We start from the raw sequence: 13,111 nt of genomic DNA, 5'->3' as shown, positions 1-13,111 counted from the left end.
CGTCCGCATTGAGCGGAACTGTAGCCGTCTTTATCCGAAGTCGGCTTCTTCCTATCGTTGGCCGCATGACCTTTCTTCCCGACATTTCCCCCACTTTCACCCCTGCGTGGCAGGGCCCGGACCCGTCGCGCATCGACGCGACCATCGACCGTGCGCTGGCCGAGCAGCGGCTGGTTGGCGCCGTGGTACTGGTGAGCCACGGTGGCCGCCTCGTCCACCGGCGCGCCGCCGGGCTGGCCGACCGCGAGGCCGGCCGGCCGATGCGCGAGGACGCGCTGTTCCGGCTGGCCTCGGTGTCCAAGCCCATCGTCTCGACCGCCGCGATGGTGCTCGTGGACCAGGGCCGGCTCGACCTGGACGACCCGGTGACGCGCTGGCTGCCGGACTTCCGCCCGCGCCTTCCCGATGGCGGCGAAGCGGTCATCACGCTGCGGCAGCTGCTGACCCACACGGCCGGGCTGGGCTACCGCTTCCTCGAAAGCACGGACGACGGCCCGTACGCGCGCGCCGGTGTGTCGGACGGCATGGACCGCGACGACGGCCTCACGCTGGCCGCCAACCTGCAACGCCTGGCCGGCGTGCCGCTGCTGTACCCGCCCGGCACCGGATGGCTCTACTCGCTGGCCATCGACGTGCTCGGCGCGGTGGTCGAGACGGCCAGCGGCCTGCCGCTGCCCGAGGCGGTGCGCACGCTGGTGACCGGGCCGCTGCAGATGCACGACACGGGCTTCGCCGCCGTCCCCGGCGACCCGCGGTTGGCCACGCCCTACGTGAACGGCCCCGGCGCCACGCCGCCGCAGCGCATGGACGGCCCGGTCGTCGCCACGCCGTTCGAAGGCGCCGTCGGCATCCGCTTCGACCCGGCGCGCGCCTTCGACGCCAACGCCTGGCCCTCGGCCGGCGCCGGCATGGTCGGCAGCGCGGGCGACTTCCTGCGCCTGCTCGACACGCTGCGCACCGGCGGCGCACCGCTGCTGGGCACCGCCACCGTCGACGCCATGGGCCGCAACCACACGGGCGCCTGGGGGCCGGCGGACGCGCCGGGCTGGGGCTTCGGCCTGGGTTTCTCGGTGCTGCACGACCCGCAGCCCACGCAGACGCCCGAATCGCCCGGCACCTGGCGCTGGGGCGGCGCCTACGGCCATGCCTGGTTCGTCGACCGGGCGCACGGGCTCAGCGTGGTGGCCTTCACGAACACGCTCTACGAAGGCATGTCGGGCCGCTTCGTCACCGAGTTGAGGGACGCCGTCTATGCGTGACACGACCTCTTCTTCACCGCTGCCCCTTTCAGGCCTGCTGGCGCTGGCGGCCGGCGGCTTCATCACCATCCTCACCGAGGCGATGCCGGCCGGCCTGCTGCCGCAGATCGGCGCCGACCTGGGCGTGGCGCCCGCGCTGGTCGGCCAGCTCGTCACCGTGTATGCGCTGGGCTCGCTGGTGGCGGCCATTCCGCTGGTGGCCTTCACGCGCGGCTGGCGGCGCCGGCCGCTGCTGATGGGCGCGATCGGCGGCTTCGCGGTGGTCAACACAGTGACGGCGCTGTCGCACGACTACACGCTGACGCTGGTCGCGCGCTTCTTCGCCGGCGTGTTCGCGGGCCTGCTGTGGGCGCTGCTGGCCGGGCACGCCGCGCGCATGGTGGCGCCGTCGCAGCAGGGCCGGGCCATCGCCGTGGCGATGCTGGGCGCGCCGCTGGCGCTGTCGCTGGGCATTCCGGCCGGCACGCTGCTGGGCGCGAGCGTCGGCTGGCGACCGGCCTTTCTGATCATGTCGGCGCTGTCGGTGCTGCTGCTTGGCTGGGTGCGCTGGCAGGTGCCCGACTTCCCGGGCCAGGACGCCGGGCGCCAGCAAAGCGTGCGCCGCGTGTTCCTGCTGCCGGGCGTGCGGCCGGTGCTGGCCGTGATGTTCGCCTTCGTGCTGGCGCACAACATCCTCTACACCTACATCGCGCCCTTCCTGGCGCACGCCGGGCTCGGCGCGCAGGTCGGGCGGGTGCTGCTGGTGTTCGGCGCGGCCTCGCTGGGCGGCATCTGGCTCACGGGCGTGCTGATCGACCGCTGGCTGCGCACGCTGGTGCTGGCCGGCACGACCGCCTTCACGCTGGCGGCGCTGATGCTCGCCGCAGCGGGCGGATCGGCGGCGGGCGTGTACCTCGCGGTCGCGGTCTGGGGCCTGGCCTTCGGCGGCGCGGCGACGCTGTTCCAGACCGCCTCGGCCCAGGCGGCCGGCGATGCGGCGGACGTGGCGCAGTCGATGGTCGTCACCACCTGGAACCTCGCCATCGCAGGCGGCGGGCTGGCGGGCGGCCTGCTGCTGCAGGGCGGCGGCGCGGGCAGCCTGCCCTGGTCGCTGCTGGCGTTGCTGGTGCCGGGGCTGGTGCTGGCGTGGCGGGCCTGCGAGCACGGTTTTCCTGGCGCGCGTGGCGCGGCGGCGGCACCGGCGCGCTGACCCCGAAGGCAGGCTGCGTGCCTGCCTTCTTTCTTTGATGCCGTCCGCGCATCGAAACCGCGCCCACAAATCATCAATGGCCATGGCCACCGCGCCACCTGCCGCAGCATCCATTTCGCTACATTCGAAGGATGCAAGCCTCCCCCGCTCCCACCCTTTCGATCAAGCAGGTGCTGTTCTGCGGCGCCATGATCGTCACGCTCTCGATGGGCATCCGCCACGGCTTCGGCCTCTGGCTGCAACCCATCACGCAGGCACAGGAGTGGAACCGGCAGACCTTCTCGTTCGCGCTGGCGGTACAGAACCTGTCGTGGGGCATCTTCGGCGTGTTCGCGGGCATGCTGGCCGACCGCTTCGGCGCGTTCCGCGTGCTGATCGGCGGCTCGCTGCTGTACGCGGCGGGCCTCTTCGGCATGGCGCATTCGCCGACGCCGCTGCTGTTCACCCTGAGCGCGGGCGTGCTGATCGGCGCGGCGCAGGCGGGCTCGACCTATGCCGTGATCTACGGCGTGATCGGCCGGCAGATTCCGGCCGAGCGCCGTTCCTGGGCCATGGGCGTGGCCGCGGCGGCCGGCTCGTTCGGCCAGTTCCTGATGGCGCCCATCGAAGGCCGCCTTATCGGGGCCTTCGGCTGGCAGACGGCGCTGGCCGTGGTGGCGGTGCTGGTGCTGGTGATCGTGCCGCTGGCCTTCGGCCTGCGCGAGCCCAAGACCGCGGCGCTGGCCGGCCACCGTGACCAATCGGTGCTGCAGGCCGTGGGCGAGGCCTTCCGCTACCCGAGCTTCGGCTTGCTGATGGCGGGCTACTTCGTCTGCGGCTTCCAGCTGGCCTTCATCGGCATCCACATGCCGACCTACCTGCGCGACAAGAACCTGTCGCCCGAAGTGGCGGGCTACGCGCTGGCGCTGATCGGGCTGTTCAACGTGTTCGGCACCTACACGGTCGGCCTGCTGGGGCAGAAGCTGTCCAAGCCCAAGATCCTGGCGGCCATCTACTTTGCACGGGCGGTGTCGATCGCCCTCTTCCTGCTGGCGCCGATCTCGCCGCTCAGCGTGTACGTGTTCTCGGCGGCGATGGGCTTCCTGTGGCTGTCGACCGTGCCGGCCACCAACGCCATCGTGGCGGGCATCTTCGGCGTGGCCCACCTGTCGATGCTCAGCGGCTTCGTGTTCCTGAGCCACCAGGTGGGTTCGTTCCTGGGCGTGTGGCTGGGCGGCTTCCTGTATGACACGACGGGCAGCTACAGCATCGTCTGGTACATCTCGATCGCGCTGGGCGTGTTCGCGGCGCTGATCAACCTGCCGGTCAAGGAAAGCGCCATTGCGCGCGCGGTCCGGCCGGTCGCCGTGGCGGGCTGACGGCCCGCGCTTTTCTGTCTTGTTTGCAAGGAGCCATCGCCATGACGCCCCGCACACGCAACCACTACCTGGCCCAGGCCGCCTGGCTCGCCGCCGTGCTGGCGGCGCTGGGCGGCGTGTTCGCGCTGTACGTGCATCCGACGTTCCTGGTCACGCTGGTCGACCAAGTGTGGTCCTGTTTCTGAACGACTTCGCCCCGAAACGCCCGCTTGACGGGCCCAGGCCACTATGAAAGATGTAGCAATTCCCGTGCATGCGAGCACGGCGCCCTCCGAATGGATCGTGCGCTGGTCGCACCTGCTCGCGCCGAACGCCACGGTGCTCGACGTGGCCTGCGGGTCCGGGCGGCACATGCAGTGGTTCGCCGGGCGCGGGCATGCGACGACCGGCGTCGACCGGTCGCCCGAGGCCGTCGAGGCGGCCGGCGCCTTCGGTCGCGTGGTGGCGGCCGACATCGAGTCGGGCCCCTGGCCCTTCGCGGCCCAGCGCTTCGGCGCGGTGGTCGTCACGAACTACCTCTGGCGCCCCCGCATGGCCGACATCGTGGCCGCCGTGGCGCCGGGCGGCGTGCTGCTGTACGAGACCTTCGCGGCCGGCAACGAAACCGTCGGCAAGCCCTCGCGGCCCGATTTCCTGCTGCAGCCGGGCGAGCTGCTCGGGGCCTGCGCCAGCCTGCAGGTGATCGCCTATGAAGACGGCTTCCTGCCGGCGCCGGCGCGCTTCGTCCAGCGCATCGCCGCCGTGCGGCCCGGCGAAGCGGCCGCGGGCGCCCCGCCGCGCCACTTCCTGAAGGCCAGCTGAGCTGGCCGACACAACTGTCTCCGGCCCGGCCGGAGTCAGTAGAATGGCCGCTTTCGTCCACCGACAAAGAGATTCCCTTGGAGCAACTGACAGGCAGCATCGTCGCGCTCGTCACGCCGATGCACGACGACGGCAGTGTCGACTACCCCGCCCTGCGGCGGCTCATCGACTGGCACATTGACGAAGGCACCGACTGCCTTGGCGTGGTCGGCACCACCGGCGAATCGCCGACGGTCGATGTGGAAGAGCACTGCGAAATCATCCGCGTATCCGTCGAGCAGGCCCGGGGCCGCGTGCCCGTGATGGCCGGCTGCGGCGCGAACTCGACCAAGGAAGCCATCGAGCTCGCCAAGTTCGCCAAGGGCGTCGGCGCCGACTCGCAGCTGCAGGTCGTTCCCTACTACAACAAGCCCACGCAAGAGGGCCAGTACCAGCACTTCAAGGCCATCGCCGAAGCGGTCGGCGACCTGCCCGTCGTGCTGTACAACGTGCCCGGCCGCACCGTCGCCGATATGGCGCACGATACCGTGCTGCGCCTGGCACAGGTGCCCGGCATCATCGGCATCAAGGAAGCCACCGGCAACATCGAACGTGCCCAGTGGCTCATCCGCGACCTGCCGAAGAGCTTTGCCGTCTACTCCGGCGACGACCCGACCGCGGTCGCGCTCATGCTGTGCGGCGGCCAGGGCAACATCAGCGTCACGGCCAACGTGGCGCCGCGCAAGATGCACGAGCTGTGCGTGGCCGCGCTGGCCGGCGACGTCAAGCGCGCGATGCAGCTGCAGTTCGAACTGATGCCGCTGCACCGCAACCTATTCGTCGAACCCAACCCGATCCCGCTCAAGTGGGCCATGGCCCGCCTGGGTCTGTGCGGCGGCGCCCTGCGGCTGCCGCTCACGGAACTCGGCGAAGCGAGCCGCCCGGCGGTCGAGGGCGCCCTGCGCGCCACCGGCCTGCTCAAGGACTGACCGAGCCCGGGTTTCCCCCCGATCACACCGGTTCCCGTCCGCCCTTTCCCCTGTTCGCAGCAAGGTCAAGCAACCTTTTGCCGCAACAGTGCTCAGAGAGGGCGGGGCGCTGGGGCCCATCGATTGACCGAACCATTCCACCAAGGAAGACGACGTTGAAGAACATTTCGCGACTTGCACTGCTGGCCCTCGTTGCCAGCCTCGCCGCCTGCTCCGTCCTCGAGAGCGACAAGATCGACTACAAGAGCGCAGGCAAGGCCCCGACGCTCGAAGTCCCACCCGACCTGTCCCAGCTCTCGCGCGACAACCGCTACGCGGTGCCAGGCGGCGCCGTCACCGCCAACGCCTACCAGGCCGGCATCGCGAACGCACCGGGCATCCCCACCGCCGTGGCCAACATCGGCGACGTGCGCATGGAACGCTCAGGCACGCAGCGCTGGATCGTCATCAACCGCACGCCCGACCAGCTGTGGGAGCCTGTGAAAGACTTCTGGCAGGAAAACGGCTTCCTGCTGACCACCGACCAGCGCAACCTGGGCATCATGGAAACCGACTGGGCCGAGAACCGCGCCAAGCTGCCGCAGGACATCATCCGCGGCACGCTGGGCAAGCTGGTCGACTCGGTCTACTCGACCGGCGAACTCGATCGCTTCCGCACCCGCCTGGAGCGCAGCACCAACGGCACCGAGATCTTCGTCAGCCACCGCGGCATGCAGGAGGTCTACAACAATTCCCGCCAGGACCAGACCGTGTGGCAGCCCCGCCCGAGCGATCCTGAGCTCGAGACCGAATTCCTGCGCCGCCTGATGGTCAAGCTCGGCGTGTCGCAAGAGCAGTCGAAGATCCTCGCCGCGACCACCGCAGCGCCCAAGACCGCCACCGTGGCCACCGTCGGCAACCAGCCGGTCGTGCAGATCAACGAAGGCTTCGACCGCGCATGGCGCCGCGTCGGCCTGGCCCTGGACCGCACCGGCTTCACCGTCGAAGACCGCGACCGCAGCGCCGGCATCTACTACGTGCGCTACGTGACGCCGAACCCCGACAAGAAGGACGACGGCTTCTTCGGCAAGCTGTTCAGCAGCTCCAAGAAGGACGAAGCGCCGATCAAGTTCCGCATCTCGGTCAAGAGCCAGGGCGAAGCCACCACGGTCTCGGTCCTGAACGACGCCGGCGCGCCCGAAACCTCGGCCAACGCGCAGCGCATCGTCAAGGTCATCGCCGACGACCTGAAGTAAGCCCCATGCTCCGCTTCCGAAGCCTCGGCAGCGGCAGCACGGGCAACGCCGCGCTGGTCGAAGCAACGACCAGCGCCGGCCGCACCACCCGCCTCCTCGTCGACTGCGGCTTCGGCATCCGCCAGCTCGACCGGCGCCTGGCCCAGGCGGGCCTGGCCGCAGCGGACCTCGACGCCGTCTTCATCACGCACGAGCATGGCGACCACATCGGTTGCGCCCATGCCCTGTCGCTGCGCGACCGCATTCCGGTCTGGATGAGCGAAGGCACGTGGCTTGCCACCGGCGGCCGCGACTACGAAGGCCGCCTGCACCTGGCGCGCGACGATGCCGAGTTCACGGTCGGCGACCTCTGCCTGCAGCCCTTCACCGTGCCCCACGACGCGCGCGAGCCGCTGCAGCTGCGCTGCACCGACGGCAACCGCACGCTGGGCGTGCTGACCGACCTGGGCCACGCCACCAGCCACGTGCTGGCCCGGCTGCGCGGCGCGCATGCGCTGCTGCTGGAGTTCAACCACGACAGCGACCTGCTCGCCGGCTCGGCCTACCCGTCGTTCCTGAAGCAGCGCGTGGGCGGCAACTACGGCCACCTGTCGAACACCGCGGCCGCCGAGATCGCGCGTGCCGTGCTTCACGACGGGCTGCGCCACGTGGTCGCGGCGCACCTGAGCGAGCAGAACAACCGACCCGAGATCGTGCGTCGCCTGATGGCCGAGGCGCTGGGCGGCGACGAGGCCGAGATGCTCACGGCCACCGCCGCCGAGGGTTCGCCCTGGCTCGACGTCTAGGCAGGCGGGGCATCGCCCTCCCCCAATGAAAAAGCCGCCCGAGGGCGGCTTTTTGCATGGTGCGGACCTGGCAGCGGAATTACTGCTTCGGTGCCTCGCCCTTCTTGGCGGCTTCGGTCGCGGCGTTGGCGGCGTCCAGGGCCGACGAAGCAGCGGCCGACGGTGCCGACGCAGGCGCGGCGGCTGGCGGTGCGGCGGGTGCGGGTTCGGTCACGGGAGCGGGCGGCGGGGTCACGACCGCGGGGGCGGCGTCCTCTTTCTTTCCGCAGGCCACCAGGGCGGCAGCGGCGATCAGCGAGGCAATCAGGACGGACGACGACTTCTTCATGAGGACTCCTTTGGCAATGAAGGTCTGGAACCAAAAAATTCTAGACCGCCAACCCCGCCCGGATATGTCGCGGGGGTGTATTTGCGGCATTGGCTTACAAGCCGAGCGTGGAGGCCGGAAAGGCCGGTCGGCCCTGGCACCAGCGCTCGTCGAGGCTTTCGCGCAGGTCGCGCCGCGCACGCGGCTCGCTGCTGCAGACGCCGCGGCTGCGTTCGGGGTCGATGCGGTGCAGGCACCAGGTGGGCGTCCAGAAGGCGCTGGGCACCTCTTCTGCCGTGCCTGAGCGGCCTGCCGCGCGGCATTCGACGATGTGGTCCCAGGTGCGGCGCCACGTCACGAAACGCGCATGACCGCGCTCGATCAGGTCGAAGCGCCCTGCCAGCAGCAACAGGCGGCGCCCGCTGGCCGACCAGGCCTGCAGCGCCTCGATGCTCGCGCGCTCGCCTAGGGGCCAGTCGGCGAAGTCGGGATCGCTGAAGACAATCTCGTTCCAGCCCTGGTGCGCAGCGGCGGACAAGGCCCCGCGGACGAGGTCAGCGAACGCCTCCCGGCCGTCGAAGCGGCCTTCGATCAGGACCGGGACGGCACCTTCACTCGGCATGCAGCCAGCCCGCCTCGCACCAATCGCCCAGCAGCGCCCGCGCGCCCTCGCTGGCACGGGCCAGGTCACGCGCACCGAGCGCACGCTGGTCCGCCAGCCGCCGCATCAGCGTGGCGTCGGCCCCGCCGGCGCGGAAGCTCTCGCCATTGATGTAGATGTGCCGCGCGTCGTAGAGCATGCGCGTGCGGCGATCGAGCGCGACCGCGCGCAGCACCCCGGGCACTTCGTTGCCCTCGCCGAACCAGACGTTGGCCTTCGGCTCGGTGAGCGATTCGCCCAGCGCGCGGTCGATGGCGTCGGGGTCGCGCAGCGCGGCCTCGACGGCCTTGCGTGCGAAGTCCTGCAGCGCGGCCGGCATCGCGGCCGGGGCTTCCACGGCAGGCTGCGACGGATCGCGGTAACGCGCCAGTTCGGCCGGACCCGCGTCTTCCAGGTCTTCGGCATAGGCCTGCGCCACGCGCGCCAGCAGGTCAGCGCCCAGCTCGCCCACGGCGGACGAGCGCAGCCCGATGGAGTACGTCATGCAGTCGTCGCCCACCGCCACGCCGTCGTGGGCGTACTTGGGCGGCAGGTACAGCATGTCGCCGGGCTCGAGCACGAAGGTCTGCTCGGGCTCGAAGTGCTCGAGCACCTTGAGCGGCACGTCGGACTGCAGCCGCAGGTCGGACTGCTTGCCGATGGACCAGCGGCGCCGCCCCTGCGCCTGCAGCAGAAACACGTCGTAGCTGTCGAAATGCGGGCCGACGCCGCCGGTGTCGCTCGCGTAGCTGATCATCAGGTCGTCCAGGCGCGCGTCGGGCAGGAAGCGGAACTGCCGCAGCAGGTCGTGCACGCCGTCGTGATGCAGGTCGACCCCCTGCACCAGCATCGTCCAGCCCGGCTGCTTCAGCGGCGGCAGCGCGCGGCGGGGCAACGGGCCGTGCTTGAGCGACCAGCCGGCCTTCCCATGCCGGATCAGGCGCGACTCGACCCCCTCGCGCTCCGCCAGCGCGAACAGCGCGGGGCGGTCGATCGGTGGCACCATCGAGGGAACGGCCTGCCGGATCAGCAGGGGTTTCTTTTGCCAGTACCGGCGCATGAACTGCGCGGGACTCAGGCCGCCAAGCAAGGGCAGCGGTTGATTGATCTCCATGGGAGAATTCTGCAATGGAAATCTCTGAACAATGCGTGGTCGGCCTGACCTGGACCATGAAAGACACGCTCGGCGATGTGCTGGACGTGCTCGACGAGCCGGTGGAATTCATGGTGGGCGGCGACGACCTCTTCGACGTGATCGAGGCCGCCCTGCAGGGCCATGAGCCCGGCGCGCGCGTGCAGCTGCAGATCGAACCCGAACAGGGCTTCGGCGACTTCAACGACCAGCTGCTCTTCCTGGAGCCGCGCGCGCTGTTCCCCGAAGGCACCGAGGAAGGCATGACCTTCGACGGCTCCGCCCTGCCCAAGGGCGTGAGCGAGGCCATGCCCAAGGACGCGATCTACACCGTGGCCGAGATCTACCCCGACCACCTCGTGCTCGACGGCAACCACCCGCTGGCGGGCATCGCGATCCGCCTGGACATCACCGTGCGTTCGGTGCGTGAAGCCACCGAAGAAGAAGTCGGCCGCGGCTCGGCCGGCACGGCCTTCTTCAAGGTGCCGCCGATGGCGCCGGGCGGCCAGATGCTGCACTGAGACCACGCCACTTCACAAAGCAAAAGCCGGGCAGTGCCCGGCTTTTTTTGTGTGCGCACGGCCGAAGGGTTACATGCGCGAGATGTGCCCGTTGTCGATGCGCACGCGGTCGCCGATGCGCAGGTCGCCCGGGTTTTGCACGTCGAAGGCACGGTAGCCGCCGCGGTCGGTCTGCACCGAGACGCGGTAGCTCTCGTAGGCGCGCGGGCCGTTCTGCTGGGCCTCGATGGTGTTGCCCAGCAAGGCGCCGCCCACGAGGCCGAGCGCCGTGGCTGCGGCACGGCCGTTGCCGCGTCCGAACTGGTTGCCCACCACGCCGCCGATCAGGCCACCCGCGATGGCACCGCCACCCGTGGTGCCCACGCCCGCGGTTTCGCTGCGCAGCACCTCGATGTTGGCCACGTGGCCGTACTCGACGTAGGCCGCTTCCTGGTACTGGATCGCCCGCGGCGGGGCCTGGTAGGGGTAGCGCGAGGTCTGGTAGACCGGGGCCGGCGCGACACAGGCCGTGAGCGTGGCCAGTGCGAGCACGGACGCCGTGACGGAAATGAAGCGCATTGAGATGTTCATGAAAGAGGCTCCTCGAAGAAAACAGCACGCGCCCGGACGGGCTGCATGCCTGCCTGTGTCTAACGTTTCAGCCGAAGCCGCGATGACGAAAGACACACGCTGAAACCTTCGAGACGAACCACGCGCCGGCGGTTCCGTTCTTTACGCCTTGGATACTCAGGTGCCCTTCAGCTTCGCTGGGGCAAAGGCTCAGTGCTTGCCGGTCGAGCCGTACCCGCCCTCGCCGCGTTGCGAGACCTCGAACTCGGCGACCACGCGGAACTGCGCCTGCACCACCGGCACGATCACCAGCTGCGCAAGCCGCTCCATCGGCTGCAGCACGAAGGGCGTGTTGCTGCGGTTCCAGGCGCTGACCTTCAGCTCACCCTGGTAGTCGCTGTCGATCAGGCCGACGAGATTGCCCAGCACGATGCCGTGCTTGTGACCCAGGCCCGAGCGCGGCAGGATCAGCGCGGCATAGGCCGGATCAGCCAAGTGGATCGCGATGCCGGTGCCCACCAGTTGCCAGGCATTGGGTTCGAGCGTGACCGGGGCGTCGAGGCAGGCCCGCAGGTCGAGGCCGGCGCTTCCGGGGGTGGCATACGCGGGCAATTGATCCACCATGCGCGGATCGAGGATTCGGACGTCTACTTTCACTGACTTGCTGCCTTGGTTACTTCTGTTGCTGTTCTTTTTGCCTGCGCGCGGCCTCTTCGAGCACCTGCTGCCACTTGGCGACCCCGGGCCTCAGGTTGAGCCCCTTGAGAAAACGCTTGCCGAACCAGGCCGCCGCGGCGGCGCCCAGGACGAGCACGGAGAGCGGCACGCCGATGGCCCACAGCACCAGGAACACCAGCGCCCCCATGCCGGCCAGCACCTTGAGCGTGCCCAGGGGGATGGCCTTGGTGCCGTCTGCCTTCGCGGCCTCGCCACCCGGCGATTCACGCCGCGTGGCCACGGTGCCCTGCGCACCGGGCGAAGGCGTCATGCCGACGTCCAGCCCGTGCTCGGATTCCTTGCCCGGAACGCGGGCGGACTGGCCGGCCCGCGCCGACAACTGCTCCACGTAACGGGCGAAGTCGCCATTCGGCGGTGTGTTCGATTCGGTGTTCATCAGGCCCTCCAATCCGGAAGTCGCGCGGCAATTTCCGTCATCAACTCGCGTGCCAGCCGGAGCTTGGGCGCGCGGGGCAACTCGCGCACGCCCTTCGCGTCCACGAGCAGCAGTGCGTTGTCGTCCTGCCCGAAGGTCAGCGGACCGATGTTGCCCACCAGCAGCGGAATGCCCTTGCGCTCGCGCTTGGCCTTGGCGTGCTCGGCGAGGTTCTCGCTCTCGGCGGCAAAGCCCACGCAGAACAGCTTCCTGGCCTGCGCACGCTCGCTCTTTGCCACGGTGAGCAGGATGTCGGGGTTCTCGACGAAGTGCAGCACCGGCGTCTGGCCGCTGCCGTCCTTCTTGATCTTCTGGTCGCTGTGCGTCGCCGGGCGCCAGTCGGCCACGGCGGCCGTTGCTACAAAAATGCTAGCTGCCTGCGCAGCACGGGTGGTGGCTTCGAGCATCTCCTGCGCCGACAGCACGTCGATGCGGCTCACGCCGCGCGGGGTCGGCAAGTGCACCGGGCCGGCCACCAGCGTGACCTCGGCACCGGCCTCGCGCGCCGCGCGGGCGATGGCGAAACCCATCTTGCCGGACGAATGGTTGGTGATGCCGCGGATCGGGTCCAGCGCCTCGAAGGTCGGGCCGGCCGTGACCAGCACCTTCTGCCCCGCCAGCAGCTTGGGCTGGAAGAAGGCCGTGATGTCCTCGAGCAGCTGCGCCGGTTCGAGCATGCGCCCGTCGCCGGTTTCGCCGCAGGCCTGCCAGCCGCTGCCCACGCCCAGCACGGTCGCGCCGTCGACCGACACCTGCATCAGGTTGCGCTGGGTGGCCGGATGGGCCCACATCTCGCGGTTCATGGCCGGGGCGATCAACAGCGGCACGCGGTCGGTCGGGCGTGCCAGGCACAGCAGGCTCAGCAGCTCGTCGGAACGGCCCTGCACCAGCCGCGCGATGAAATCGGCGCTGCAGGGCGCCAGCACGATCGCATCGGCCTCGCGGCTCAAGTTGATGTGCGGCATGTTGTTGGGCTCGCGGGCGTCCCACTGCGAGGTGTAGACGGTGCGCCCCGAGAGCGCCTGCATGGTGACCGGCGTCATGAACTGCTCGGCCGCCTCGGTCATCACGACCTGGACGGTGGCGCCCGCCTTCACGAGCAGGCGGCACAGCTCGGCCGATTTGTAGCAGGCGATGCCCCCTGTGAGTCCGAGGACGATGTGTTTGCCAGCGAGATCTTGCATGGGACATATTGTTGCTCACATACCGACAAG

The 13,111-nt window shown here is 69.7% G+C and carries 16 protein-coding genes; 9 read left to right on the top strand and 7 right to left on the bottom strand.

Features of this window, described 5'->3' with window-relative positions; genetic code table 11:
- Nucleotides 1-65: 65 nt before the first annotated feature.
- From AC07O4_RS10560 to AC07O4_RS10525, 8 genes are all read left to right on the top strand, one after another.
- Entirely contained in the window at nt 66-1,259 is a 1,194-nt protein-coding gene (locus AC07O4_RS10560) for a serine hydrolase domain-containing protein (RefSeq protein WP_495304486.1), read from the top strand.
- On the top strand, nt 1,252-2,448 hold the full coding sequence (locus tag AC07O4_RS10555; protein WP_495304485.1) for an MFS transporter: 1,197 nt from the start codon (nt 1,252-1,254) through the stop codon (nt 2,446-2,448). The genes AC07O4_RS10560 and AC07O4_RS10555 overlap by 8 nt, the downstream gene beginning before the upstream one ends.
- Nucleotides 2,449-2,579: 131 nt before the next feature.
- Nucleotides 2,580-3,806: an MFS transporter gene (locus AC07O4_RS10550; protein ID WP_062474686.1), complete on the top strand. Its 1,227-nt coding sequence runs from the start codon at nt 2,580-2,582 to the stop codon at nt 3,804-3,806.
- A gap of 41 nt (nt 3,807-3,847) precedes the next feature.
- Entirely contained in the window at nt 3,848-3,991 is a 144-nt protein-coding gene (locus tag AC07O4_RS10545) for a hypothetical protein (protein WP_167395003.1), read from the top strand.
- 43 nt (nt 3,992-4,034) lie between these two features.
- Nucleotides 4,035-4,607 (top strand): class I SAM-dependent methyltransferase, encoded by a 573-nt coding sequence (locus AC07O4_RS10540; protein ID WP_495304484.1) that lies wholly within the window; start codon nt 4,035-4,037, stop codon nt 4,605-4,607.
- A 71-nt stretch (nt 4,608-4,678) separates the two neighbouring features.
- The gene (gene dapA / locus AC07O4_RS10535; protein WP_409574630.1) at nt 4,679-5,575 is read left to right on the top strand and encodes a 4-hydroxy-tetrahydrodipicolinate synthase; all 897 of its coding nucleotides are present in this window, start codon (nt 4,679-4,681) and stop codon (nt 5,573-5,575) included.
- Nucleotides 5,576-5,730: 155 nt separating this feature from the next.
- On the top strand, nt 5,731-6,810 hold the full coding sequence (bamC, locus tag AC07O4_RS10530) for an NlpB/DapX family lipoprotein (protein ID WP_495304483.1): 1,080 nt from the start codon (nt 5,731-5,733) through the stop codon (nt 6,808-6,810).
- Between the two features lie 5 nt (nt 6,811-6,815).
- Nucleotides 6,816-7,595: an MBL fold metallo-hydrolase gene (locus tag AC07O4_RS10525; protein WP_062474678.1), complete on the top strand. Its 780-nt coding sequence runs from the start codon at nt 6,816-6,818 to the stop codon at nt 7,593-7,595.
- Nucleotides 7,596-7,674: 79 nt separating this feature from the next.
- Here the strand turns inward: AC07O4_RS10525 and AC07O4_RS10520 are convergent, their stop codons facing one another.
- The 3 genes from AC07O4_RS10520 to AC07O4_RS10510 form a co-directional block, all read right to left on the bottom strand.
- Nucleotides 7,675-7,923 carry a hypothetical protein gene (locus AC07O4_RS10520; RefSeq protein ID WP_056583267.1) on the bottom strand — a complete coding sequence of 83 codons (249 nt, stop codon included), beginning with the start codon at nt 7,921-7,923 and terminating at the stop codon, nt 7,675-7,677.
- 94 nt (nt 7,924-8,017) lie between these two features.
- A complete protein-coding gene (locus tag AC07O4_RS10515; protein ID WP_495304482.1) occupies nt 8,018-8,524 on the bottom strand; it encodes a hypothetical protein in 507 nt (168 codons plus the stop codon).
- Nucleotides 8,514-9,656: a JmjC domain-containing protein gene (locus AC07O4_RS10510; RefSeq protein WP_495304481.1), complete on the bottom strand. Its 1,143-nt coding sequence runs from the start codon at nt 9,654-9,656 to the stop codon at nt 8,514-8,516. The genes AC07O4_RS10515 and AC07O4_RS10510 overlap by 11 nt, the downstream gene beginning before the upstream one ends.
- A 14-nt stretch (nt 9,657-9,670) precedes the next feature.
- Between AC07O4_RS10510 and AC07O4_RS10505 the strand changes: the two genes are divergently transcribed.
- Nucleotides 9,671-10,195, top strand: a complete 525-nt coding sequence (locus AC07O4_RS10505; protein ID WP_095947302.1) for an FKBP-type peptidyl-prolyl cis-trans isomerase — start codon at nt 9,671-9,673, stop codon at nt 10,193-10,195.
- A 69-nt stretch (nt 10,196-10,264) separates the two neighbouring features.
- Here AC07O4_RS10505 and AC07O4_RS10500 read toward each other — a convergent pair whose 3' ends face one another.
- The 4 genes from AC07O4_RS10500 to coaBC form a co-directional block, all read right to left on the bottom strand.
- Nucleotides 10,265-10,765, bottom strand: coding sequence for a glycine zipper 2TM domain-containing protein (locus tag AC07O4_RS10500; RefSeq protein ID WP_062474665.1), 501 nt, complete (start codon nt 10,763-10,765; stop codon nt 10,265-10,267).
- 189 nt (nt 10,766-10,954) lie between these two features.
- The gene (dut, locus tag AC07O4_RS10495; protein WP_495304480.1) at nt 10,955-11,401 is read right to left on the bottom strand and encodes a dUTP diphosphatase; all 447 of its coding nucleotides are present in this window, start codon (nt 11,399-11,401) and stop codon (nt 10,955-10,957) included.
- Nucleotides 11,402-11,417: 16 nt separating this feature from the next.
- Entirely contained in the window at nt 11,418-11,858 is a 441-nt protein-coding gene (locus tag AC07O4_RS10490; RefSeq protein ID WP_492695321.1) for a hypothetical protein, read from the bottom strand.
- A complete protein-coding gene (gene coaBC, locus AC07O4_RS10485) occupies nt 11,858-13,081 on the bottom strand; it encodes a bifunctional phosphopantothenoylcysteine decarboxylase/phosphopantothenate--cysteine ligase CoaBC (RefSeq protein WP_495304479.1) in 1,224 nt (407 codons plus the stop codon). The genes AC07O4_RS10490 and coaBC overlap by 1 nt, the downstream gene beginning before the upstream one ends.
- Nucleotides 13,082-13,111 lie beyond the last annotated feature (30 nt).

The sequence above is a fragment of the Variovorax sp. GW821-FHT09D04 genome (genome assembly GCF_059416405.1).
The sequence above is the reverse complement of the archived record's forward strand: the minus strand, read 5'-3'. Positions and strand labels throughout refer to the sequence as shown.

What these genes read in the sequence shown, in the direction of transcription:
- AC07O4_RS10560 (WP_495304486.1), top strand. Translation starts at nt 66, where the DNA reads ATGACCTTTCTTCCCGACATTTCCCCCACTTTCACCCCTGCGTGGCAG.
- AC07O4_RS10555 (WP_495304485.1), top strand. Translation starts at nt 1,252, where the DNA reads ATGCGTGACACGACCTCTTCTTCACCGCTGCCCCTTTCAGGCCTGCTG.
- AC07O4_RS10550 (WP_062474686.1), top strand. Translation starts at nt 2,580, where the DNA reads ATGCAAGCCTCCCCCGCTCCCACCCTTTCGATCAAGCAGGTGCTGTTC.
- AC07O4_RS10545 (WP_167395003.1), top strand. Translation starts at nt 3,848, where the DNA reads ATGACGCCCCGCACACGCAACCACTACCTGGCCCAGGCCGCCTGGCTC.
- AC07O4_RS10540 (WP_495304484.1), top strand. Translation starts at nt 4,035, where the DNA reads ATGAAAGATGTAGCAATTCCCGTGCATGCGAGCACGGCGCCCTCCGAA.
- AC07O4_RS10525 (WP_062474678.1), top strand. Translation starts at nt 6,816, where the DNA reads ATGCTCCGCTTCCGAAGCCTCGGCAGCGGCAGCACGGGCAACGCCGCG.
- AC07O4_RS10520 (WP_056583267.1), bottom strand. Translation starts at nt 7,923, where the DNA reads ATGAAGAAGTCGTCGTCCGTCCTGATTGCCTCGCTGATCGCCGCTGCC.
- AC07O4_RS10515 (WP_495304482.1), bottom strand. Translation starts at nt 8,524, where the DNA reads ATGCCGAGTGAAGGTGCCGTCCCGGTCCTGATCGAAGGCCGCTTCGAC.
- AC07O4_RS10510 (WP_495304481.1), bottom strand. Translation starts at nt 9,656, where the DNA reads ATGGAGATCAATCAACCGCTGCCCTTGCTTGGCGGCCTGAGTCCCGCG.
- AC07O4_RS10505 (WP_095947302.1), top strand. Translation starts at nt 9,671, where the DNA reads ATGGAAATCTCTGAACAATGCGTGGTCGGCCTGACCTGGACCATGAAA.
- AC07O4_RS10500 (WP_062474665.1), bottom strand. Translation starts at nt 10,765, where the DNA reads ATGAACATCTCAATGCGCTTCATTTCCGTCACGGCGTCCGTGCTCGCA.
- AC07O4_RS10490 (WP_492695321.1), bottom strand. Translation starts at nt 11,858, where the DNA reads ATGAACACCGAATCGAACACACCGCCGAATGGCGACTTCGCCCGTTAC.
- coaBC (WP_495304479.1), bottom strand. Translation starts at nt 13,081, where the DNA reads ATGCAAGATCTCGCTGGCAAACACATCGTCCTCGGACTCACAGGGGGC.